Origin of the sequence: Candidatus Competibacter denitrificans Run_A_D11 (genome assembly GCF_001051235.1) — a bacterium.
Taxonomy (GTDB): Bacteria; Pseudomonadota; Gammaproteobacteria; order Competibacterales; family Competibacteraceae; genus Competibacter_A; species Competibacter_A denitrificans.
The window spans coordinates 53,196-75,219 of record NZ_CBTJ020000024.1; the positions used below are offsets into that span (position 1 = coordinate 53,196).

Genomic DNA, 22,024 nt, shown 5'->3' on the forward strand with positions numbered 1-22,024 from the left:
CCTTTTGGCTCGCATGACGTGAGGCCGAATGGGTGTCTAGAATGCCGGGTCAAACACCCGTTAGCCGTTCTCAAAGGAACGGCATCGCCCGCGCTAATCACCGGATCAGCCCTATGATTGCCGAACAGGATGCATCACCTAACCCAACCGACAGCCCGCCGAATCTAGCTATCGAACCGCTTGTCGGCACGGCTGCGCGGCTATTGGCGTTATTGCAGCAGCTAGTGCGCGAAACCCATCCATCAGGTGGAACAGCCGACCCGATTGATCTCGACAGCCACCTCGACCGAGACTTGGCGCTAGATAGCCTAACTCGGACTGAGCTACTGCGGCGGATTGAGCAGACCTTTCAAATCGTCTTGGGCGAGCGATTGCTTCTGGCGGAAACCCCGCGCGATCTGGTGAGGCTGATCCGCCAGGCCGAAAGTGAAGCGGGCGTGCAGGACGCTCCAGCCGAGCGTATGGATTCCAGGGTGGAACGGGAGGTGGTACCGCGTTTATCGAGTGCTGGTATCCCAGAGCGCGTCGCAACGCTCATTGATATGCTGGACTGGCACACCCAGGCTCACCCAAATCAGAGCGCAATTCAAATCCAGGGGAGCAACGAGCAAATTGAGGCTGCCTTCACCTATGCCGAACTTCAGCAGGGTGCGCAAGCCGTGGCGGCTGGGCTGCGTCAGCGTGGGCTACAACCCCGACAAACCGCCGCGATCATGCTACCCACCGGCAGCGATTACTTCTTGAGTTTTTTCGGCACCCTACTGGCCGGTGGTGTGCCGGTACCGATTTACCCACCGGCCCGCCCGACGCAAATCGAGGAACATTTGCGCCGCCATATCCGGCTACTGGGCAATGCCCAAACCATGATTCTGGTCACGGTTCCAGAAGCGAAGATCGTCGCGCGGCTGTTGCAAACACAGCTCCAGGACTTACGTCATGTCGTGACGGTGGCAGAACTCCAGCAGAGCCAAGACACCTGGAATGCCCCGCCAATTGGTAGCGACGACCTCGCTTTCCTACAATACACCTCCGGCAGTACCGGCGATCCCAAAGGGGTGATGCTTAGTCACGCCAATCTGCTGGCCAACGTGCGCGCCATGGGCCGACATATCGCCGTTAGCCCCAACGACCTCTTCGTCAGTTGGTTGCCCCTGTATCACGACATGGGTTTGATCGGCGCCTGCCTGGGCAGCCTGTACCACGGCTGTCCGCTAATCGTAATGTCACCGCTCACCTTTCTAGCGCGGCCGGCACATTGGCTGCGCGCCATCCACCGCCATCGGGCCACTTTATCGGCTGCGCCCAATTTCGCTTACGAGCTTTGTGCCCGCACCATTGAGGAGCACGACATCGCCGGCCTTGATCTCAGCTCTTGGCGAATGGCGTGCAACGGCGCTGAACCTGTTAATCCCATCACCCTCGAACGGTTCATCGCCCGCTTCGGCCCCTATGGTTTCCGGCCGGAAGCCATGGCGCCAGTCTATGGCTTGGCCGAATGCTCAGTGGGACTCGCCTTACAGCCTCCGGGGCGGGGACCGGTGATCGACCGGGTACGCCGTGATGCGTTGCTGACCGATGGGCGGGCGGAACTGGCAAGTGCAGACGATCCATCCGCCTTGCAGTTTCCGGCCTGTGGGCAACCCCTTGCTGGCCACCAAATCCGCATCGTTGACGAGCGGGGCCGAGAATTGCCGGAACGATGTGAAGGGCAACTGGAGTTTAAAGGGCCTTCGGCCACGGCTGGCTACTACCGCAACCCCGACGCGACCCGCAAGCTGTTCCCCCATGGCGATGGTTGGCTCGATTCGGGGGATCGCGCCTATGTGGCGGGCGGTGACGTGTATCTGACAGGTCGAGTGAAGGATTTGATTATCCGTGGCGGGCGTAATCTGTATCCTTACGAACTGGAACAGGCAGTTGGCGACCTCAACGGCATTCGCAAAGGCTGTGTCGCCGCATTCGCCAGCAATGATCCACAAATCGGCAGCGAACGATTAATCGTTGTCGCTGAAACTCGCGTGACCCAAGCGGATGAATTGGCCAAATTGCGCCAAAAGATCCAGGGCATCAGCGTCGAGATACTGGGCATACCTCCAGATGATATCGCGCTGGTTCGACCCCATACCGTTTTGAAAACCTCCAGCGGCAAAATTCGTCGCTCTGGGGTTCGAGAATTATACGAGCGCAACGCCCTCAATCATGGTAGCCGAGCGCTGTGGTTGCAGCTCACGCGCATGGTGATCTCTAGCGGCTGGGTACAAGCGCGACGCTGCGCAGACCGCATAGGCGCTTATCTGTACGCCGCGTATGCTTGGCTGCTATTTGGGCTGCTGGCGCCTGCCACCTGGCTAGGGATCATGACCCTGCCCAAGCGCGAGTGGCGGTGGAAACTGAGCCGGTTCATCGCTCTTACCCTGGCACGACTGACCGGTACGCCGCTGACTATCTCCGGTTTGGCTCATCTGCCCGCAGGACCTTGTGTGCTGGTCGTTAACCATGCCAGTTACCTGGATGCTTATGTCCTGATCGCGATGATCCCGCGCTCCCTTCATTACGTCGCCAAGCGGGAATTATTGAATAATCCTTGGCTTGCCCAGCCCTTACAGCGGATGGGTACTTTGTTCGTCGAACGTTTCGACGCGCGGCGCAGCGCACTGGAGGGGCTACAGATCGCTGAAGCGGCAAAAAAAGGACAATCACTGGCCTTCTTTCCCGAAGGGACCTTTACTCGGATACCGGGTCTACGCAGTTTCCGCCTGGGCGCTTTCGTGGCCGCTGCTCAAGCCGGAGTACCGGTCATCCCGGTGATCATTCGCGGTACCCGCTCCATGCTGCGCGCCGGTTCCTGGTTGCCACGCTGCAACCCGCTAGAGGTGATCGTACAACCCCCCCTATACCCCGAAGGTCAGGATTGGCAGTCTGTGATACAGCTGCGCGATACAGCACGGGCTAGCATCCTGCAACATTGCAGCGAGCCGGACTTAGGCGATACTGTCAATGCTCCACAGTCAAACGCTTCTTAACTCAATCAGATGGTGTCCAAATCCTATCACTGGCTTTGACCGCCCCCGATGTTTTGCGTGATCTTGATTTTATTAGTGGCCACGCTGCGCTGATACAGCGAATCCTTCTGCGGCTATCAAACCAGCCCAAGGGATAAAATTACTGTCAGCTTTTTTTACAGCTTAGGAGTTACGCAGTTGAAATTCTAAGTGATTGATTAATAGAAGATTTCTGTTGTCTGCTGCACAGGTCGATTTCTTTTAAAATCAGAGCGTTAGAGACCCAACTGCGTAACTCCTAACTTTATGCCACCTATCCGGACCGCGCCATCGACATAACATAATAGGCAGGAAGATGTGTCAGCTTTTTTTACAGTTATTTAAAGTAAATCGTCCCTTAAATTCTTTACTTAATATCAGTATATTTTATTTTAAATCAATAACATATTTTAATTTAGCTAAAACATAATTTGTAATCTTAAGAAAAACACTGCCGGTTAGGGTGTCAGGAAATTTTACAGTTCCTACATATTTTGAAGAATAACGACAAGCAATTTATTATCTAAGTTATTGTAATAAAATAGATACTTCTTTAATCTAAATTTTTGGCATAAAAAATGCTCATGTAAGTACATCCTCGATATTTATAGAGGGTTTGGGTTTTTAACTAGGGTTTGGAGTAAGGAGATACTTTATGAAACAGACAACTTCTATCAGAAATTCAGTGCTGCTCGCTGCGATATTTGGCTTAGGCTTAGGCTCTGGCGTTGCAAGCGCAGCTGTTATCACTCAGGTCACTAACTTAGGCGCTATTCAGACTACAAGTGGTCTTACAGGTTTTACAACTACCGGCGCCAACATGGATGGAATGTTGATCACCGCCACTTATTTTAACGGCTCAGCGCTCCAAACCCTCAGTGGAAACTGGAGTGATATTGGTGCCAGCTCCGGCGGTGTGACCCTGGCCTCACAGCCTGGAGGGGGAGACGGTAATGATTTTACGCTCAAACTTTTCGGCGACTCTTTCAATAATGCTTGGAACTTGAATTTTGATGTGGCGGGCCGGGGATCTCTGAGAAGCCTGCTCTTTGATGGGGTACCTGGTAACACCGTATTCGATATCTGTGGTAATAATAATCAGTGGTGCGGTGGTAACACTGGTACACCGGGTTCGGCGAATGGGCTGAATTTCAGCGGATTCAGCAACACCAATATCGCTATTACCGCAACTTACTTTGATGCGTTAGCGATTGGTAACGCATCACCTGTTGGTGATGTGTTCACCAAGTTTAAGCTAGATTTTGGTGGCAACGGATTGGCCCAAAACGCATACCAATTTAACCTTGATACCGATAATGCCAAAACGACGATTGTCCCTGCCGTGCCAGAACCGGCTTCCATGTCGCTGCTGGGATTAGGGTTGGCTGGGTTGGGTGCGCTGCGTCGGCGTAAGCAATCAGTCTAGTTCCCCATAAAGCAAAGAAACCCGACCGTCGTGTCGGTTTTCTTTATTATTGCCTGACCATGTCAAATCTCAATTGAAAAAGGAAGGCGTATAGTTTCCGACAAGACAGGACCGGCAATAACCATTACTATTGCCCTAGCCCAAGCCGGGTGCAAACGCAACCTATCCAGTCGAAAACCAAAACCATGGTCCAGACTTCCGCCGCCGTAGCAACGCCATCAACCCGCTTGGTCGCTTACAGCGTGGCGTTGGCCGCTTTAGCGGTCGCTTTATCACCGCTTAGTATCCCCACCGGCATCGCTAAAGTTTCCCCAAGCCAGCATTTCATCAATGTCATTGCCGGTGCGCTGGTCGGACCGTGGTGGGGATTAGCTGTTGCGGCGGTTACCTCACTGGTGCGCAATGCCTTGGGTCTGGGCACTCCGTTGGCGTTTCCGGGCAGTATTTTCGGCGTCGTTCTGGCCGGGCTGGCCTATCGCTACACTCACAACATTTACTTTACCGCGCTTGGCGAAATCATCGGTACCGGCTTAATCGGCGCCTCTGTCGGCGCGCTATTGGTTGCCCCCTATCTGATGGGCAAGGATATCGCCCTGAGCCTATTGATCCTGCCCTTTTTATTATCCTCAATGGTGGGTGCCGCCCTAGGCGTCCTTGGTCTTAGAGTATTGCGGCGTTTGGGTTATCTGCACTAAACGGCAATGGCAGAGGCTTTGATTGCTTGCCGTGACGTCAGTTACCGCTATCCGATGACCGGTTATCGCGCACTCCAGCAGGTGGATTTCAGCGTTGCGCCTGGCGAGTTTGTCGTGTTGGCCGGCGCTAGCGGTTCCGGCAAATCCACTTTGTGCCGACTACTTAATGGCTTGATTCCCTATCTACAGGGCGGCGAGATCAGTGGCACTTTGACAGTGGCTGGAATGGACCCGCGCGCAACCCCACCCCACCAGATGAGCCGTGCAGTCGGATTGGTCCTGCAACGGCCGGACGCCCAATGCCTGGCCACCACAGTCACCAGGGACATCGCCTTCGGCCCCGCTTGCCAAGGTCTGGATCGGCCGAGCATCGCCCGCCGAGTCCGCGAAGCCGCCGAGTGGCTTGATATCGGCCACCTGCTGGAACGGGCGCCGCACACACTGTCCGGTGGCGAGCAACAGCGCGTTGCGCTGGCCGGCGTGTTGGCCATGCAGCCCCGTCTGCTGGTGCTGGACGAGCCATTTGCCTTTTTAGACGCAGCGGGTGCCGGCCAGTTGCGAGAGTTACTCCGCCGCCTACATGATGCCGGTGTCACGCTACTAGTGGCCGAGCATCGGTTGGAAGAGATCACCGGCGTCGCCAATCGTATGCTGGTTCTGCATCAGGGCCGACTTGTGGCAGATGGGCCACCAGCGGCGATCATGGCCGGCGATCTCTCGGCTTGGGAATTGGCAACAGCGCCGCCGGTCTCTACACCCACACCGACAGCCCCCCTCTCCAAGCCGGTCGTGGAATGGGACGATATCTGGTATCAGCGTGAGAACCGACCGGTTCTGCGGGGAGCCAGCGTGAGCGCGAGCGCGGGGGAAATCGTCGCCCTGCTGGGCGCAAACGGGGCCGGCAAGAGCACCTTGCTCCGGCATGGTAATGGGTTGTTGCGGAGTCAGAAAGGGAACATCCGGGTGCTGGGCCAACCTATCGGCCGACGGCCGGTGGCCGAATTGGCGCGGGTGGTTGGCCTGGTGATACAGCAACCGGCCCGAATGCTGTTTGCTGCTACAGTACGCGCCGAGCTGGCAGCCGGCCCGCGCGCCCTCGGTCGGCATGATCCAGCCTGGTGCTCACAATTGAGCGAGCGTTTCGGCCTTGATCCGTTGCTCGAACGACCACCGCAGTTGCTCAGCGCCGGTGAGCAGCGACGGGTGGCGATAGCTGCCGTGCTTGCCGCTCGGCCCCAGGCCCTGTTGCTGGACGAACCCACCGCCGGCCAAGACGCCCGCGCGCGCGCGATCCTGTCTGCTTTGCTTCGTGAGTGCGCTGCCGACGGCGTGGCGATCATGGTGGCAACCCATAATCTGGCGTGGGCTTATCCACTGTGCGGGCGCTGGGCTGTGCTGGCGGATGGGCGCATCACCGTTGACGCGCATCCAACGGCTGTCCTCGCTCGGCCTGAAGTCTTACGTCATGCCCGTTTGCCGACCACGTTAGCGATGGCGGCTTGATATGATCGCGCCCGATGCCGAATCGCTTGCCCCATTACCCGCCCCAACCGGCCTCTTCGATCCCCGCGCCAAACTGTTTGTCTATCTCTTGGCTTTCAGCGGGATACTGCTCGCCACCGAGCTGACGGATTTGCTGCTGCTCAATACCACCGCGCTGCTTGCCGTGCTGGTGATGCGTGCCAGTGAAGCATGGCGCCGCGCATTGTGGCTGCTGTCCCCAACCCTGGTGTTATTCGCAGTCATCGTCGGTTTGAGCGATGGCCCGATAACGGCTGCCAGCGCGGTTCTGCGACTGCTGGGGCTGGTCACAGTCAGCGTGCTGTTTTTCGCTACTACCCCGCCGACGGAGCTAGGCGAATCCCTGCAAGCTAGCGGCGTACCGCCCACAGCGGTATTTTTGCTGGAAGGCACGCTGCGCTTCACGCCGATGATGGCTTTGTTGGTCAGCGAGGTACGCGAGGCACAAGAAAGCCGAGGTATCCGGCTGGATGGGGTCTACCTGCTGCGCAACGGCACCGCCTTGCTCGCACCGCTGTTGGCTGACGTAATGCGCTTCGCCGATGATCTTGCCGAGGCGCTCGAAGCACGCGGTTTTGGCGGCCCTACCCGCACACCCTTGGCGGACTATCGGTTTCGACTCCGTGATTGGGCATTGGTATTTGGGATAGTGGCGCTAGCGGTAGCTGCGGCGGCTCTGCGCCACATTTCTTAAAGATCACGCACTTTGGTAGTCGGTACGCTGATTTTTCCCGGCAAATCCCGCGTGATGAGGACAACCCAAGTTACTGGATCAAGCGCCCTTGCCCACCCATGGATGCCAATGAAAATACAGCAGTAATAAGCCACCGAAGATAATCCGATAATAGGCGAATGGCGCAAAGTTATTTTGGCTCACGTAGTGCAGCAGAAAACGGACGACCGCCAACCCACCCAAAAAAGCGGCGACAAAGCCAACCGCGAACATAGGGACATCGGCAAGGCTTAAATTGCTCCACTCCTTAAGCAGACTGTAGCCGGTTGCTGCGAACATGGTCGGAATGGCCAGGAAAAACGAAAACTCCGTTGCGGCAAAGCGCGACATACCGCCCAACATTCCGCCCATGATGGTTGCGCCAGAGCGCGACACGCCTGGAAACAACGCGACGCTTTGCGCCACACCCACCGTTAAGGCGTCTTTCCAGGTCATATGATCGACCGATTGGACCCTTCCCGATGGTGCGTAGCGTTCGATGAGCAAAATCGCAATGCCGCCCGCCACCAGTGCGCCGGCGACGGTGACGGGATTGAATAGATAGTGGGTAATGTACTTGTGAAACAGAAACCCCAGAATTGCGGCTGGAATAAACGCGATGGCCAGATTGGCGACGAGCCGACGCGCTTGGGTATCGGAGGTGTAATTCAGCAGCGTGGTGCGTATGCGCTGCCGATAAATCCAGACCACCGAAAGAATCGCCCCTAACTGGATGAAAATTTCGAAGGCTTCGGCGCGTGGACCGGTGAAATCCAAAAAATCTCCCACGATTATGAGATGACCGGTACTGGAAATCGGTAAAAACTCCGAAGCGGCCTCGACAAGCCCCAGAATTAACGCTTTGAGAATTAACAGGATGTCCAAAATCGCTCCTTCAGATTAGGGTACGCACAAGGCCGGCGATTCTAGCAACTCTGTACCATGGCTACCATGTACATACCAATAAAACGGATAGCAGTATTCACCTAAAGCCAACGACTTGAACGGATAAATCTTATCTTGTTCTAATGATTTACATCCCCTGCCCGCCAAGAGGTGCCCATGGATTCCTGCAAACCGATTGTGCTACTTCTTTCCCTTGTGCTGCCCCTATGCATCATCGGCACGGTGTGGGCACAGCAGATTTACAAATGGACCGACGCCAACGGGCGGGTGCATTACGGCGCAAAACAACCGGAAAATGCCAACCAAAGCCAGATCATTGATATCGCCCCAACTTCTACTGCACCAACCAACGCTGCTGATTCCGCCGCCGAAATCGCTCGGATCAACGCGCTCGCCGACCGCATGGCCAGCGAACGGCGGGCCACCGAAGATGCGCGCCAGGATCAGGCTCTGCGCGAGTTGGAACAGGAAAACGAGCGGCTCAAAAACGACTTGCTTAAACGCCAGCAACAGCAGCAAAAAGAGGAGGACAATAGCAAAAAAGTTATCCTCTACCCACCTCCAGGGTTTTATCCGCCTTACGGGCCTTATCCCCCCAGACCCCCGTTACCCACTCCGTACCCTTGTCAACCCTGGCCGGAATGCCAACGGCCACCGCCACCCTCTGCCCTTCCAGAACCCGTGCGACCGCCCAATAAACCCGATAGCGCTATCTTCAACCCCAAGCCAGTGGGTGTGAGTGAGATACCCAACAAGGGTGGCTTTCGCCCATAATAAAAAACCCGGCTAAGGCCGGGTTTTTGCTGAATAGCCCAATCGAAAAACCTTCAACTGCCTTCAAACCAAGCCAGCCGTGAGCGTAATTTGACCACCTCACCGACGATCAGTAAGGCGGGAGAATGGACACCGGCATCGCGTAACACGTCGGCCAGGGAAGCCAGCGTCGCACAAAAAACTCGCTGCTGCGGGGTCGTGCCCCGCTCCACCAATGCGACCGGCAGATCGCTCGCCGCACCGTACTCGCGCAGCTTCTGGCAAATATGCAGGACGCTTTTCAGGCCCATGTAAAACACCACGGTCTGCCCGGACTGTACCAGCGTCGGCCAATTCAAATCCAGCGTGCCATCCTTGAGATGACCGGTGACAAACACGCACGCTTGGGCATAATCGCGATGAGTCAGCGGAATGCCCGCATAGGCCGCGCAACCGGCAGCGGCCGTCACCCCCGGCACCACCTGAAACGGAATACCAGCCGCCATCAGGGTTTCGATTTCCTCACCACCGCGCCCGAAGATAAAAGGATCGCCGCCTTTGAGCCGCAACACTCGCTGGCCTTGCCGGGCTAGATCAACTAGCAATTGGTTAATTTCCTCTTGCGGCAGGGTGTGATGCTCCGGTCTCTTGCCGACGAAAATCCGTTCGATGTGCGCAGGCAGTAAAGCCAAAATTTCCGGCGCGATCAGCCGATCATAGACTGCCACATCGGCTGCCTGCATCAACCGTAACGCCTTTAGGGTCAGCAGTTCTGGATCGCCAGGGCCGGCGCCCACCAGAAAAATTTCACCCAACGGGGACCGCAGCGGCTCTGAGTTCAATACGTCTATCATGGTCTTGTGTGATCCAACCTTATCTGCCCATACATCAAAGGCCACCCAGCCGCTCGGCCCGCACAGCGGCCAGCGCCAGTTCCAAACGCCGCCAAGCGACGTCGGAATCCGGTAGGCCAAAGCGTAATCCCAGTGGATCGGTAAAGCGTCGCACCAGAAGACCGCGCTGCGCCAAAGCAGCCTGCCAAAATTCTGCTTCCGCCAGTGGTACCCATTGAAACAGGGTCGTACCGCCAGCCACTGTCAAGCCGTGGCCATGAAGCAAATCCGCCAGCCGTTGACTGGCCTGCGCCAGAGCGAGGCGCGCTTGCTGCTGCCAAGGCACATCGGCCAACGCCTGCATTGTCACCCAGCGACCAGGGCCGCTCACTGCCCAAGGGCCCAATGTTTCGGACAGCCGTTCCAAAACCGCCGGTTCCGCCAGGGCAAATCCTGCCCGCGCCCCGGCCAACCCGTAGAATTTCCCCAATGAACGCAGAACGATTAGGCCCGGTAACCCGACATAGCTCGCCAAACTGTCGTTTGGTGTGGCATCCATGAAAGCCTCATCGACCACCAGCCAACCCGCACGGGCGGCCAGGCGCTCACGCCAGTCAAGCAAAACGGCCGGTGAAAAGCGCAGGCCAGTGGGATTATTGGGATTGACCACAACCACCGTGTTGAACCGATCCAAGGCCACCGCCAACTGTTCAACTGTTAAATGCTCGACCTCGTGACCGGCTCGCCGCCAGGCATAGGCGTGTTCGGCGTAGGTGGGATGCAGGACGCCGACCCGACCGCAAGGCCGCAACAACGGCAATGCCTGAATAGCGGCTTGCGAGCCAGCCACCGGCAACAGATGAGCAGTGCCGTAATAAGCGCTCGCCACCACTACTAGGCCATCTTCCGGCTCCGGCAACCGTTGCCAGACGGTGGCTGGCAGTCCGGGAACCGGCCAACCATTCGGATTAATGCCTGTGGATAAATCAAGCCACTCCACCAACGGAATGCCGTAGCAGGCCGCTGCCGCGCGCAGCGCTCCACCGTGCTCAAGCAAACGCCACCCCCGCGATCACGCCCACCACCAGCCACAACCCCAGAGAACGCCGCACAAGAATGATTGCCCGGCCGATATCCTCCGGTCGTGGCGCCAAACCTTCTCCCAATACAGGGCGTACAATCCACTCACCGTGATAACGGGCCGGGCCGCCTAAGGCCAATCCCAACGCACCGGCTCCGGCTGCCATCACCGGGCCAGCGTTCGGGCTTTTCCAAAATGGGGCTTGTTCGCGCCAACAACGCCAAGCGAGCGCCGGCTTAGCACCGACCAGCAGATAGCTCAATGCAGTCAACCGGGCCGGTATCCAATTCAGCACATCGTCCAGCCGGGCAGCGGCCCAACCAAAATCCAGATATCGGGGCGTGCGATAGCCCCACATCGCATCAAGCGTATTCGCCAGCCGATAGACCACGACTCCCGGTGTCCAGGCCAGCGCAAACCAAAACAGTGCGCCGAATATGGCGTCACAGCCGTTTTCCAGCACCGACTCGACCGTAGCCCGACTGATTTGATCCTCATCCAGATCAGCGGTATCACGACTGACGATCCTGCCGACCCGCTCGCGTGCTAGGGGTAAATCATCGGCGCGTAAAGCGTCCGCTACCGCCTCGGCGTGCTCGGTCAGACTGCGGACCCCGATAGCCAGATAAAGCGCCCCTAAAGCGACGGCCAGACCCAGCAACGGCACCAGAGACAACAGCCAAGCCGCCAGCATACAAGGGGCTAGCAACACCAACACCGCACCGATGCCACGCAGGCGACGTGCAGCAGGATTCGCTTGGGGCGGTCCATAGGCAAGAGATTCAACCCGGTTAGCCAACCCGCCAAACCCGACCAGCGGATGCCATCGATGTGGCTCGCCCCACCCATGATCGAGCAAGGTGGCCATCAACCACAGCAACGCAGTCAACAAAAAAACCTCCCTACCCGCTGGGCACAGAAAGGCATAAGGCAGGCACTTTCTTGGCAGGACATGGCGCTATCAGGGCTGAAAAGCAGGGGGTAGTGTAGCCAAAAACCTAGCCCTCGGCCTGAGTAAAATGGCAAGAGTTAATAAGGCCCCCGCAGAGAACACTTGAGAATCCATGGATTACACTGAAGCGCTAACATCGATGGGCAAGATGCTTTCGTAAGAACAGTCGATAATCGCTCGGTTACGTCCCTGATGTTTAGCGCTGTAAAGTGCTGCATCCGCTCGGGCAAACCAGGCACTGGGCGCTTCTTGCGGACACAGGACCGCCCCCCCTATCGAGACGGTCAACGGCTTACCTTCATAGATGATCTCACGTTCCACTTGGAGGCAGGTATCACTGGCCATTGTCCCTAAAGCTTGGAGATTAGTCGGAAAAACCAGCAGGACGAATTCTTCACCACCGAAACGAAAAAATCGGTCTGTTTTGCGCACGGAACCTTCGATCAACTGGGCCAAGCGGACCAAAATTTCATCGCCCGCATCGTGGCCCCAGGTATCATTGATTTGCTTAAAGTGATCGATATCGAGAACCAGTAGTCCATAAGGCGTCCCATCCCGCTGGAAAGCTTGATAAGCGCGTTGCAACTCTTGCTGGAAGGTGCGCCGGTTAAAGGCACCAGTCAACGTATCCCGCGAGGCCAGGTCTTCCAACTGTCGGTACTGCAATTCGGCACGTTGGGCAAACACATAGGTATAAAAACACACTAACAGGCCAGTGGCCATGAAGGTAAACCCAGCCAAAGGCGAAGGGAAGATCTGGTGCTCAATAATCAATAACATTAAAAGAAATAAGATGCCCGTTAGCGCTGCGTGCCGGGGAGACGCCAGAAAAAAATTGGAGACCAACATCGGATACACCCACCCTAAAATAGCCGTGCCAAACAAATGGACTCCTACGATACCCAGGACAAAATCGAAATACATTAAAGCCTGGCAAGAACGGCGGGCATTCCCGGTGTACCATGCGTATAGCACAGTGGCGATGATGGCTAAGATCAGCACGCTGTCCACTATAGTCATCATCCAATCAGCCTTAAGCAGCCGATAAATTGTGAAAGGCGTGATGATAGAGAGCGCTACCAGCGCCATCGATGACAGCACCGCCAACTGAAAATCGTGCCGTAACCGATAGCGGATCTCACGCAAAGACATCATCTTGGCATCGCATTATTTCAATGTTTTTCAAGTGTTTTATCGCAATACCTCAGGGCTGGACCCAAAGACTAATATTAGGATGAGAATAGTCGGAAATACCTCAATGGCTCAAGAGTCTCTTGATTTAAAATCAGATCCACAAAGCTTGATAGCACCCGCAACAGGCTGGTTACCATCCGTAAAAGACCTTGATGAAGGTCACCAGAGTAGCGGTTGACGATCCCATTTTTTTCAACGATAGTCGAAGTAAAAATCGCAGCCACTCTCTACAGATCGGTTACTTGATCGGCCATGAAATTTCGCATCGTTCTGTTCGGTGTGCTCGCCCTGATCAGCCTTAGTGTCGGCATCGCCATCTACCAATACGTTCTGGCACCAACCGTTCCCCATTCTGCCACGTCAGTAACGCCTGTAACGCCTCCCGCTTCTTCCACCATCAAGGAAAAGCAAAAACCGACAGCGACTGATCCATCCGTTGGCAAACAACCCAATGATCGGGTTGCTACGTTGGGCGCCAGGATTCACCGGCCCAGTTGGCCAGATCAGCCTCTCGCGCCAAACACAACGGCTGATCGGATTGTGGTAGAGAAAAAGGCTCGCCGCCTGACTCTTTTTTTCGGCAACCGGCCCATCAAAGCCTACGATATCGCTCTCGGCCGGCAACCCGACGGACCCAAGCGCTTCCAGGGCGATAATAAAACACCCGAAGGCCACTACAAAATCGACGCTCGCAAACAGAACAGCGCCTATCACCGCGCCCTACACATCTCCTACCCTAGCCGGCAAGATGCTGCTTTTGCCGCCGCCCAAAAACGGCCTACCGGCGGAGATATCATGATTCATGGTTTACCCAACGGCATGGGTTCCATGGGTCGGCTCCACCTGTTAAGAGACTGGACGGCCGGCTGCATTGCTGTGACCAACAACGAAATTGAAGAGATCTGGCGGGTCGTCCGCGACGGTACCCCAATTGAGATTCGGCCTTAACGTCGCCTATGCCGCAAATCCGTAAAACCAAAAGGGGACTTAAACCGTGATCGCCGTTCTGGCGGTCTTATTGGCCTTTCAGTTGCTCGGTGAGGCCATCGCGCAAGTGGGCCACCTGCCTGTACCAGGGCCGGTGATTGGCATGGTGTTGCTGTTCTTGGCACTCCAATGGCATAGCGCATTGCCCGAATCCTTGCGCACGACGGCGCAAACTTTGCTATCGCACCTCTCTTTGCTGTTCGTCCCTGCTGGCGTCGGTGTCATTCAATATGGGGCGCTGCTGGCGAAAGAATGGCTGGCGCTAACGATAGCCGTCCTGCTGAGCACGATCCTGACGATTGCCATGACCGCTTTGGTCATGCATGTCCTGATGCACCGAAATGGCGCGGACCCATCGGATGACTGATCTCATCAACATGTGGGTTTATTTGGCGACTTCGCCCCTGCTGTGGTTAACCATCACCCTCCTGGTTTACTTAGCCGGGCAATGGTTATTTCAGCGCAGCGGCGGGCGGGCGCTGTTGAACCCGGTAGCTCTGGCGATCAGTTTGCTTGCGCTCTTGTTGCTGCTAACCGGAACTCCCTATGCAACCTACTTTTCCGGAGCACAATTCATTCATTTCCTCCTCGGCCCAGCGACCGTAGCGCTGGCAGTCCCCCTGTACTTGCACTGGAAACGAGTTCGGCAACTGTTTTTACCGCTCGCTTTCGGTTTGCTGGCTGGTTCGCTGACAGCAATCCTTTCAGCCATGGGGATTGCGTGGTGGCTGGGTGGCTCGCTGCCCACCGTGCTCTCGCTCGCTCCCAAATCGGTGACGACACCGGTCGCCATGGGCATCGCTGAGAAGATCGGCGGCTTACCGTCACTAACGGCGGTGATCGTGATTCTGACTGGGGTTATCGGTGCAGTAGCCGGACCCGCACTATTGGATTGGTTGCGAATTCGCGACGATGCCGTGAAAGGGTTCGCGCTGGGCGTGGGCGCGCACGGTATCGGTACCGCACGGGCTTTTCAAATCAGCGGTTTAGCCGGGGCCTTCGCCGGTCTGGCGATTGGCTTGAACGCGCTGTTGACCGCTTTGCTGGTCCCGGCGATCATTCGACTGCTCCATTGGTTAGCCTGAAAGGAGCCGCTTTGCACGATACCCCTGAGGGACTCATCGCGCAGCTTTTAGGAATGATGCGCAAAGCGCATCCAGCTTTGCGGAGTCCAGTCGGGATCGAGATTAGCGGCGTCGTTATCGCTGGGAGTTAGGCCACACTTACGGGCAAAATAGCGATGGAAAGCCAGATTGGCTGTCAGCTCCGGGTGAAAAACCGTCACCAAAATCTGCTCATCTTCAGCGGCGGCAATGTAATCGTCCAATTGCAGTAAAACTCTGACACCCGCACCAACCCGCACGATCTTGGGGGCACGGATGAAGGTCACCGGCACCGGCTCCACCGCCACCGCCGGGACTTCCACCACACGGTTGAAACTATCCAGTTGACTACCGAAGGCGTTGCGGCTGACGGCCATGTCGATCAGGCCCAGAAACGGCGGTTCATCGGTGATTTCGCTAGCCAGCAAAATCGCCCCGGCGCAAGTACCCCATAGCTTGAGGCCCCCGCTGTACGCCTGACTGATCGCATGGCTTAAGCCAAAGATATCCAGCAGCCGTGCTAGGCAGGTGCTCTCACCGCCGGGGATAATCAGCCCGGCCAATCCCTCAAGCTCAGTAGCCCGCTTCACAGCTTGGGCCGCCACCCCAATCCGTCGCAGATGGTCAAGATGCTCCTGCACGCCGCCTTGCAGATCCAGGACGCCGAGCCTACCGGCGTCAGCGGCCATCACCAGCCACGTCCCGCCAAGCGCTCTTCGCCCGCCATGCTGGCTACGCTCTGCCCTGGCATGGGATCGCCCAGATCCATCGAAACGTCCAATAGCTTTTCAGCATCGTTGTAAAACGCGGTCGCTTTAACGATGGCGCTCGCCCGTCGCACCGGATCGGCGGATTTGAAGATCCCGGAACCGACAAACACGCCATCACAGCCAAGCTGCATCATCAAGGCGGCGTCGGCCGGCGTAGCGATGCCACCAGCCGCAAAATTGACCACCGGCAATCGCCCCAGTTTTTTGATTTCCAGCGCCAGCTCGTAGGGAATTCCATTGGCCTTGACGAAACCCATGATTTCTTCGCTCGGCAGGCCCGCCAGTTGACGGATCTCACGATTCATGGTCCGCATATGGCGCACCGCTTCCACCACATCACCGGTACCGGCTTCGCCCTTGGTGCGAATCATCGCCGCACCCTCGGCAATCCGGCGTGCCGCTTCCCCTAGATTGCGAGCACCGCAAACGAAAGGAATGGCAAACTGAGTTTTGTCGATGTGGCATTCTTCATCAGCGGGGGTTAACACCTCGCTCTCATCGATATAGTCAATCTTGAGGGCTTGTAGAATCTGTGCTTCAACAAAATGGCCGATCCGCGCTTTGGCCATCACCGGAATAGTCACTGCTTCCTTGATGGCTCTGATCAGGCCAGGATCGGACATGCGCGCGACGCCGCCTTGCTTGCGGATATCGGCCGGGACTCGCTCCAGCGCCATAACCGCCACTGCACCCGCCTCCTGGGCAATCTGGGCTTGTTCCACGTTGACCACATCCATGATGACCCCGCCCTTGAGCATCTGCGCCAATTGGGCGTTCAGAAGATATCGGTTCTCTGTCATACTGCTACTCGCTACCTGATGACGAAAAAATGGTCGCGGAATCACGCTACTTGAACCTTCTGCGGCCCGCGAAAAGTGCGAAGTATACCACTATCGATCACTTGGACCGAAGCTTCTCACAGGACATTGCACCGCCGTAAATCAGCGTATTTTCCACAATACGCGGTGCCCCCTTCATCAACCGATAAGCCACTAAACGTTCAATCATGCCAGAACGCTTGTTGGGTGCCCTATTGGCTTTGGCGGCGGCTGTCCTGTTTGGCGCCAGTATCCCGTTCGCCAAACTGTTGCTTGGGGCAATCGGCGCCACTACCCTGGCGGGACTACTCTATCTGGGAGCAGGCTTCGGGGTTGGCCTGCTGCTGGCGGTACGCGCCTCTTTTAAGATCCGTCGCACAGAGGCGCCGCTAGCCACTGCGGATTGGCCTTGGCTGGGGGCGGTCGTCATCGCGGGTGGGGTGATCGGGCCTATCCTGCTGATGGCGGGATTACAGACCACACCCGCCACTAGCGCGGCACTCCTGCTGAATCTGGAAAGTTTTTTCACTCTCCTGATCGCGTGGCTTATCTTTCATGAAAGCATCGACCGCCGCATCGCCTTGGGCGCGCTCACCATCCTAATTGGTGCGGTTATTTTATCCTGGCAGGGGCCTATCGGTGCTCCCCGCTGGAGTGCGCTGGCAGTGATCGGCGCTTGTCTGGCGTGGGCTATCGACAATAATTTGACCCGTAAATTGGCTGTAGCCGACCCTTTGGTCATCGTGGCGGTGAAAGGCTGGGTCGCCGGGCCGATTACGCTCATCCTGGCCGCTAGCTTAGGCGATGACTTCCCACCAGTGAGCCTGGCTGTAGCCGCGAGCGGGATCGGTGCCATCGGATACGGCGGCAGTCTGATCGCCTTTGTCTTGGCTTTGCGCCAGCTCGGCGCTGCTCGTACCGGCGCTTATTTCGCCACAGCGCCGTTCATGGGCGCGGCCTTAGCGATCCTCTTACTCCATGAACCATTAACCCCGCAAGTGCTGCTGGCCGCTCTATTGATGGGGATCGGCATTTATCTGCACTTGACCGAACGGCACGACCATTTCCATAGCCATGATCCGCTGGTTCATGCTCACCGACACACGCATGACGCCCATCACCAACATGTCCACCAACCCGACGATCCACCCGGCGAACCGCACGCCCATGCCCATGCTCACGCCTCGATCCAACACGCCCATCCGCATTACCCGGACATCCATCATCGGCACCGACACCCGCTCATTGATCGATAGAACAGATGCCACCGGACAGCGGTCAGCCCATTTCATCGGCTAGAATGTGCTTGAAGCAGCGGTAGACTTGAACGACAACCCATCAGGGCGGATAATTGTGCAGCGCACCATGAATGACGGTGAACCTCGTAAACCTACGTACCCCTCTCTAACCGAATGCTACGGACCTGATGCCTATGAACGCTAAACGCCTGCTAATAGTTGACGATGAAGCAGAATTTGGCGAGTTTGTTCGCCGGGTCGCTGTTGATATCGGCTACGAAGTGATGGTAACCACCAACGGGTTGGATTTTCAGAAAGGCTTTGCCAGCTTTCAGCCCAATAAGATCATTTTGGATATGGTGATCCCGGATATCGATGGCAACGAGCTTTTGCTTTGGTTGCTGGAGCAAGGTTATGCATCGGATTTGATCATCACGACGGGATTTAGCCCGGACTATGCGAGAGATGCCAAGATATTAGCGGAATTCAAAGGTCTACCATCCGTCAGTATCCTGGTGAAGCCGGTCAGACTAGCGCAGCTACGGGGCGCGCTTGGCGCTTAATAGACCTCTACAACCAATTTTTTCTTTACTCACTCGCTATTTTTAATTATAAAAACATTAAGATATCGTCATCGATACATCCAGGCGGCGACAATGCGGCGGATACTCCATCTCCGGCTTATGGTTTTTGGCCTGTCGGCAGTCGATTTTCTCGCCACCTCCGATTGCTTGCATTCCGGCGCGCTATCCATCTCCCCGATTCAGCTCGACCGCACCACTCTCACCAACGACCTTGATGCGTTCACCGTCAAGCCAACGTCGTTCCTCCCCAACGACCCAGTGGCCTTACTGCCGCTGGAGCGTGCTCGCTAGCGGGCCTGGGCGACGACCGTGGGCAGTGACCGGCGCACTGAACAAAGCTCATCACTGATTCAACAGTTGTTGTTTTCACACCTGTTAGTCGCGTCGGTCGGCTTACTGATGCTGGGCATGGCGCTGCTCGCCACTTACGATCTACGCAGTACGGTGATCCATCTGGCGCAAGAGAGCGCGCCATTATCGCAAGCATCCTTTCAGTTGCTCACCGGAGTACGTCGGTCGCTAACCAATTTACAAGGCTGGGTACGATCCGACGACCAGCGATTCCTGGAGAGCTGGCAAAGCGCCTGGCGCGATCAAATTCAACCTGCGCTGCAAGTCTTAGAAAATTTTCCAACCGTCACTGTTGATGGCAAGCATCACCAGCCGGCTAAGGAACTTAAGCCATTGCTAACCGCCTTGCGCGAGTCTCAGGCGCGAGTACAGGATACGGTGCGCACACCTGGTAATGAACCGGCACGATTGCTCTATCTGAGAACCGTCGAACCCATTACGGCAACGCTGTACTCATTACTCAATACGTTGATAGAGGATGAAAAAACTCAGGAAGGGGGCACAGAAAGGAAAGCCCTGCTCGCCCGGATCGGAGAAACGCGCCACCGATTGGCGACCGCGCATTTGTTGGTGCGGGAAACACTGGACACTGATGGGTTGCGTTATATCCCACTCTTGCAGGAGACGTTGCAAGCCTTGCGGTCACAAGCGGATGTTCTTCTCATTGATCCGTTACTGGCTCCTAACCAACAGCAGTTGGTTAGCTCAATTGCCCAAGAGCTGAAAGATTTCACCGGCACAACCGCTCAGTTGACCCAACTACGCCAGTCGGCCGACTGGAATATCGCCTTGCGGGCAATGTCCGAAGACGTCGTTCCGTTGGCCGATCAAGTCATCGCGTTGGCAGAAGCGATAGCCAAGCAAGCCAAACAGCAACTAGAAGCAGAAATCTCGACTGCACAGTCGGCGAGTGCGCTCACGGTCTGGGTGCTCGGCTTGATGATTCTAGCCATGCTGGTCTTCGCTTACCTCCTATCAAAAAAACGTGCCACCGCTTTAGCCGCCCCGATCACCACCTTGGTGGCAGCGACCCGGCAAATGGCTACGGGTAGCCTGCACGTCGATCTTCCCCCAAGCGGCAACGACGAACTTGATGAACTCACACGCGCGTTTAATAAGCTGCGCAGTTCAATGCACAGAACTCAGGAAAAGCTGCGTGAAGCCAATGGTTTGCTGGAGCAGCGGGTCGCCGAGCGTACCGCCGACTTAGAAAGAGTCAATCAAGTCCTGACCCACGAAATTCACAACCGCAACCAAACTGAAATCGCCCTACGCGAAAGCGAAGCACGGTTGCGGGCGATGACACGGGCGATTCCCGATCTGGTATTCGTCGTGGATGAAGATGGTCGTTACCGCGAAGTCTTGGCGCCGGGACAAGCCCGCCCAATCAGCGGAATCCCCTCTGCGCGCGATTCGGAGAGCGACAAAAATATCTATTCCGAATCAAACAATTATCTTGAGTTAAGCGAAGCACAGCAGAAAACAACCGCTATCGGCCTCACCCCCATCCGGGACCGGCTCCTGCACGAAGTCCATTCACAGGAAATGGCAGATTTTTTCCTGGCGATTATCCGCAATGCTTTGGCCACTCGGCATATTCAGGTCGCGGAATATGAACTGCGAACCGCATCAGGATTGCGCTGGTTCGAATCCCGGACTGCACCGCTCGATGTGAAGTTTAATGCCAAGGCTGCTGCCATTGTGGTATCACACGACATCACCAAGCGCAAGCAAGCCGAAACCCAGCTCCGCCAGGCACAGAAGATGCAGGCCATCGGTCAACTGACCGGCGGCATTGCCCATGATTTCAACAATTTGTTGGCGGTGATCATGGGCAATCTGGAATTGCTACACGAACAGTTAACCGATGAACCTCGGCTACACGAGTTGGCTCAGCAAGCACTGAAAGCGGTGGATCGCGGCACGTATTTGACTCGTCGTTTGCTGGCTTTCTCACGCCGTCAGCCCCTGTTGGCGCAAACGACGGATCTCAACAAACTGGTGCGCGGAATGCTGGATCTGATGCGGCGCACGCTGGGCGCTACGATCCAAATCGACACCCTGTTAGCGGACAACTTGGCGCATACGCTGATCGATCCCGATCAATTGGAAAGCGCTCTGCTCAACTTGGTCATCAATGCCCGCGATGCGATGCCCCAAGGGGGCAAGCTCACCCTGGAAACCGCCAATATTCTGATCGAAAAAGACTACGCCGACTCACAGGCTGATCTGGAATCTGGCACCTACGTGATGCTGGCGGTTAAGGATACCGGCGTCGGAATGCCACCCAAAGTGCTGGAGCGGGCGTTTGAGCCGTTCTTCACCACGAAAGAAACAGGGAAAGGCAGCGGTTTTGGGCTTAGCATCGTTTATGGCCTGATCAAGCAATCAGGTGGGCACATCACCATCCATAGCCAGATCAATCAAGGCACCCTAGTCCGGCTCTATCTGCCTCCTATCCAAGAATTGGCGCAAGCGGTACCCGACCCACATGTTGCTCATGGTGCGACGAAAGGCCATGGTGAAATTATCCTGGTGGTCGAAGATGATGCCGCCGTCCGCCTGTTCGCTGTCAATGCGTTGCGCGGACTGGGTTATGAACCCATCGCCGCCGCCGATGCCGCCAGCGCGCTTGAGATCCTGGAGACGACTCTCAATGTCGCCCTGCTGTTCACCGATATCGTCATGCCCGGCCCAATGGATGGCGTCAAACTGGCTATGGAGGCACAACGCCGCTATCCCACGTTGCCGGTACTCTACACCTCAGGATACACGGAGCACGCGCTTATCGGTGATGGCCACCAAGTAGCCAGCGCGGATGTTTTGGCCAAGCCTTACCGAAAAGCGGACCTGGGCAGGAAGCTGCGGCTCTTGTTGGGGCCACGCGAAGGCGATTGAGCGAGGCCGGCCAAGCCATTGCGGCTTGGACCGGCCCGTGGTGATTAGCACAACAAAACGCGATGACTGTTTACGACGACTCGATCATTTCTGCCGCGCAGGAGCCGGCGCTGGTGCCGCTGGCGCCGCAGCGGGAGTTGCTGCGGGTGCTGGCGCGGCGG

Annotated in this window: 19 protein-coding genes and 1 pseudogene; 13 read left to right on the forward strand and 7 right to left on the reverse strand. The window is 56.5% G+C overall.

The genetic code is table 11. The features are described 5' to 3' along the window. Nucleotides 1–113: 113 nt before the first annotated feature. The 5 genes from BN873_RS04280 (at nt 114) to BN873_RS04300 (ending at nt 7,377) form a co-directional block, all read left to right on the forward strand. A complete protein-coding gene (locus BN873_RS04280; RefSeq protein ID WP_102046991.1) occupies nt 114–3,023 on the forward strand; it encodes an AMP-binding protein in 2,910 nt (969 codons plus the stop codon). Nucleotides 3,024–3,696: 673 nt separating this feature from the next. Then, nucleotides 3,697–4,467 (forward strand): PEP-CTERM sorting domain-containing protein, encoded by a 771-nt coding sequence (locus BN873_RS19855; protein WP_102046992.1) that lies wholly within the window; start codon nt 3,697–3,699, stop codon nt 4,465–4,467. 185 nt (nt 4,468–4,652) lie between these two features. Further along, nucleotides 4,653–5,162 (forward strand): energy coupling factor transporter S component ThiW, encoded by a 510-nt coding sequence (thiW, locus tag BN873_RS04290; RefSeq protein WP_048670989.1) that lies wholly within the window; start codon nt 4,653–4,655, stop codon nt 5,160–5,162. A 6-nt stretch (nt 5,163–5,168) separates the two neighbouring features. Further along, nucleotides 5,169–6,665, forward strand: a complete 1,497-nt coding sequence (locus BN873_RS04295) for an ABC transporter ATP-binding protein (RefSeq protein ID WP_048670991.1) — start codon at nt 5,169–5,171, stop codon at nt 6,663–6,665. A 1-nt stretch (nt 6,666) separates the two neighbouring features. Beyond that, a complete protein-coding gene (locus BN873_RS04300) occupies nt 6,667–7,377 on the forward strand; it encodes an energy-coupling factor transporter transmembrane component T family protein (protein ID WP_048670993.1) in 711 nt (236 codons plus the stop codon). 78 nt (nt 7,378–7,455) lie between these two features. On the opposite strand, the gene BN873_RS04305 is transcribed toward BN873_RS04300, so the two are convergent. Then, nucleotides 7,456–8,280, reverse strand: coding sequence for an undecaprenyl-diphosphate phosphatase (locus tag BN873_RS04305; protein WP_048670995.1), 825 nt, complete (start codon nt 8,278–8,280; stop codon nt 7,456–7,458). Nucleotides 8,281–8,457: 177 nt separating this feature from the next. Between BN873_RS04305 and BN873_RS04310 the strand changes: the two genes are divergently transcribed. Beyond that, complete coding sequence (locus BN873_RS04310) at nt 8,458–9,075, forward strand: DUF4124 domain-containing protein (protein WP_048670997.1); 618 nt, start codon at nt 8,458–8,460, stop codon at nt 9,073–9,075. Between the two features lie 53 nt (nt 9,076–9,128). On the opposite strand, the pseudogene cobA reads toward BN873_RS04310, so the two are convergent. From cobA to BN873_RS04330, 4 genes and pseudogenes are all read right to left on the reverse strand, one after another. Then, nucleotides 9,129–9,866 (reverse strand): annotated as a pseudogene (cobA, locus tag BN873_RS04315) (uroporphyrinogen-III C-methyltransferase); the annotation flags it as partial. Nucleotides 9,867–9,942: 76 nt separating this feature from the next. Further along, nucleotides 9,943–10,944 (reverse strand): threonine-phosphate decarboxylase CobD, encoded by a 1,002-nt coding sequence (cobD, locus tag BN873_RS04320; protein ID WP_048670998.1) that lies wholly within the window; start codon nt 10,942–10,944, stop codon nt 9,943–9,945. After that, the gene (gene cbiB, locus BN873_RS04325) at nt 10,937–11,857 is read right to left on the reverse strand and encodes an adenosylcobinamide-phosphate synthase CbiB (RefSeq protein ID WP_242434368.1); all 921 of its coding nucleotides are present in this window, start codon (nt 11,855–11,857) and stop codon (nt 10,937–10,939) included. Before cbiB ends, cobD begins: the two co-directional genes overlap by 8 nt. A gap of 180 nt (nt 11,858–12,037) precedes the next feature. Next, nucleotides 12,038–13,075 carry a GGDEF domain-containing protein gene (locus BN873_RS04330; RefSeq protein WP_048671000.1) on the reverse strand — a complete coding sequence of 346 codons (1,038 nt, stop codon included), beginning with the start codon at nt 13,073–13,075 and terminating at the stop codon, nt 12,038–12,040. Between the two features lie 291 nt (nt 13,076–13,366). On the opposite strand from BN873_RS04330, the gene BN873_RS04335 reads away from it, so the two are divergent. From BN873_RS04335 to BN873_RS04345, 3 genes are read left to right on the forward strand one after another with little or no spacing between them, the layout of a single operon-like run. Continuing rightward, entirely contained in the window at nt 13,367–14,062 is a 696-nt protein-coding gene (locus BN873_RS04335) for a L,D-transpeptidase family protein (RefSeq protein WP_082161089.1), read from the forward strand. A 46-nt stretch (nt 14,063–14,108) separates the two neighbouring features. Continuing rightward, nucleotides 14,109–14,468, forward strand: coding sequence for a CidA/LrgA family protein (locus BN873_RS04340; RefSeq protein ID WP_048671002.1), 360 nt, complete (start codon nt 14,109–14,111; stop codon nt 14,466–14,468). Continuing rightward, entirely contained in the window at nt 14,461–15,186 is a 726-nt protein-coding gene (locus BN873_RS04345) for an LrgB family protein (protein WP_048671004.1), read from the forward strand. Before BN873_RS04340 ends, BN873_RS04345 begins: the two co-directional genes overlap by 8 nt. 47 nt (nt 15,187–15,233) lie before the next feature. Here BN873_RS04345 and pdxT read toward each other — a convergent pair whose 3' ends face one another. Together pdxT and pdxS are read right to left on the reverse strand one after the other, a co-directional pair. Next, entirely contained in the window at nt 15,234–15,893 is a 660-nt protein-coding gene (gene pdxT, locus BN873_RS04350) for a pyridoxal 5'-phosphate synthase glutaminase subunit PdxT (protein WP_048671006.1), read from the reverse strand. Then, nucleotides 15,893–16,774, reverse strand: a complete 882-nt coding sequence (pdxS, locus tag BN873_RS04355) for a pyridoxal 5'-phosphate synthase lyase subunit PdxS (protein WP_048671008.1) — start codon at nt 16,772–16,774, stop codon at nt 15,893–15,895. The genes pdxT and pdxS overlap by 1 nt, the downstream gene beginning before the upstream one ends. A gap of 206 nt (nt 16,775–16,980) precedes the next feature. Between pdxS and BN873_RS04360 the strand changes: the two genes are divergently transcribed. The 4 genes from BN873_RS04360 to BN873_RS18720 all read left to right on the forward strand — a co-directional run bounded on the left by BN873_RS04360 (nt 16,981) and on the right by BN873_RS18720 (nt 21,863). Further along, nucleotides 16,981–18,048 (forward strand): DMT family transporter, encoded by a 1,068-nt coding sequence (locus tag BN873_RS04360; RefSeq protein WP_048671010.1) that lies wholly within the window; start codon nt 16,981–16,983, stop codon nt 18,046–18,048. A 176-nt stretch (nt 18,049–18,224) separates the two neighbouring features. Then, a complete protein-coding gene (locus BN873_RS04365; RefSeq protein ID WP_048671012.1) occupies nt 18,225–18,593 on the forward strand; it encodes a response regulator in 369 nt (122 codons plus the stop codon). A gap of 93 nt (nt 18,594–18,686) precedes the next feature. Further along, nucleotides 18,687–18,905: a hypothetical protein gene (locus tag BN873_RS04370; protein WP_139031644.1), complete on the forward strand. Its 219-nt coding sequence runs from the start codon at nt 18,687–18,689 to the stop codon at nt 18,903–18,905. A gap of 18 nt (nt 18,906–18,923) precedes the next feature. Beyond that, nucleotides 18,924–21,863 carry an ATP-binding protein gene (locus tag BN873_RS18720; protein WP_053085235.1) on the forward strand — a complete coding sequence of 980 codons (2,940 nt, stop codon included), beginning with the start codon at nt 18,924–18,926 and terminating at the stop codon, nt 21,861–21,863. Nucleotides 21,864–22,024 lie beyond the last annotated feature (161 nt).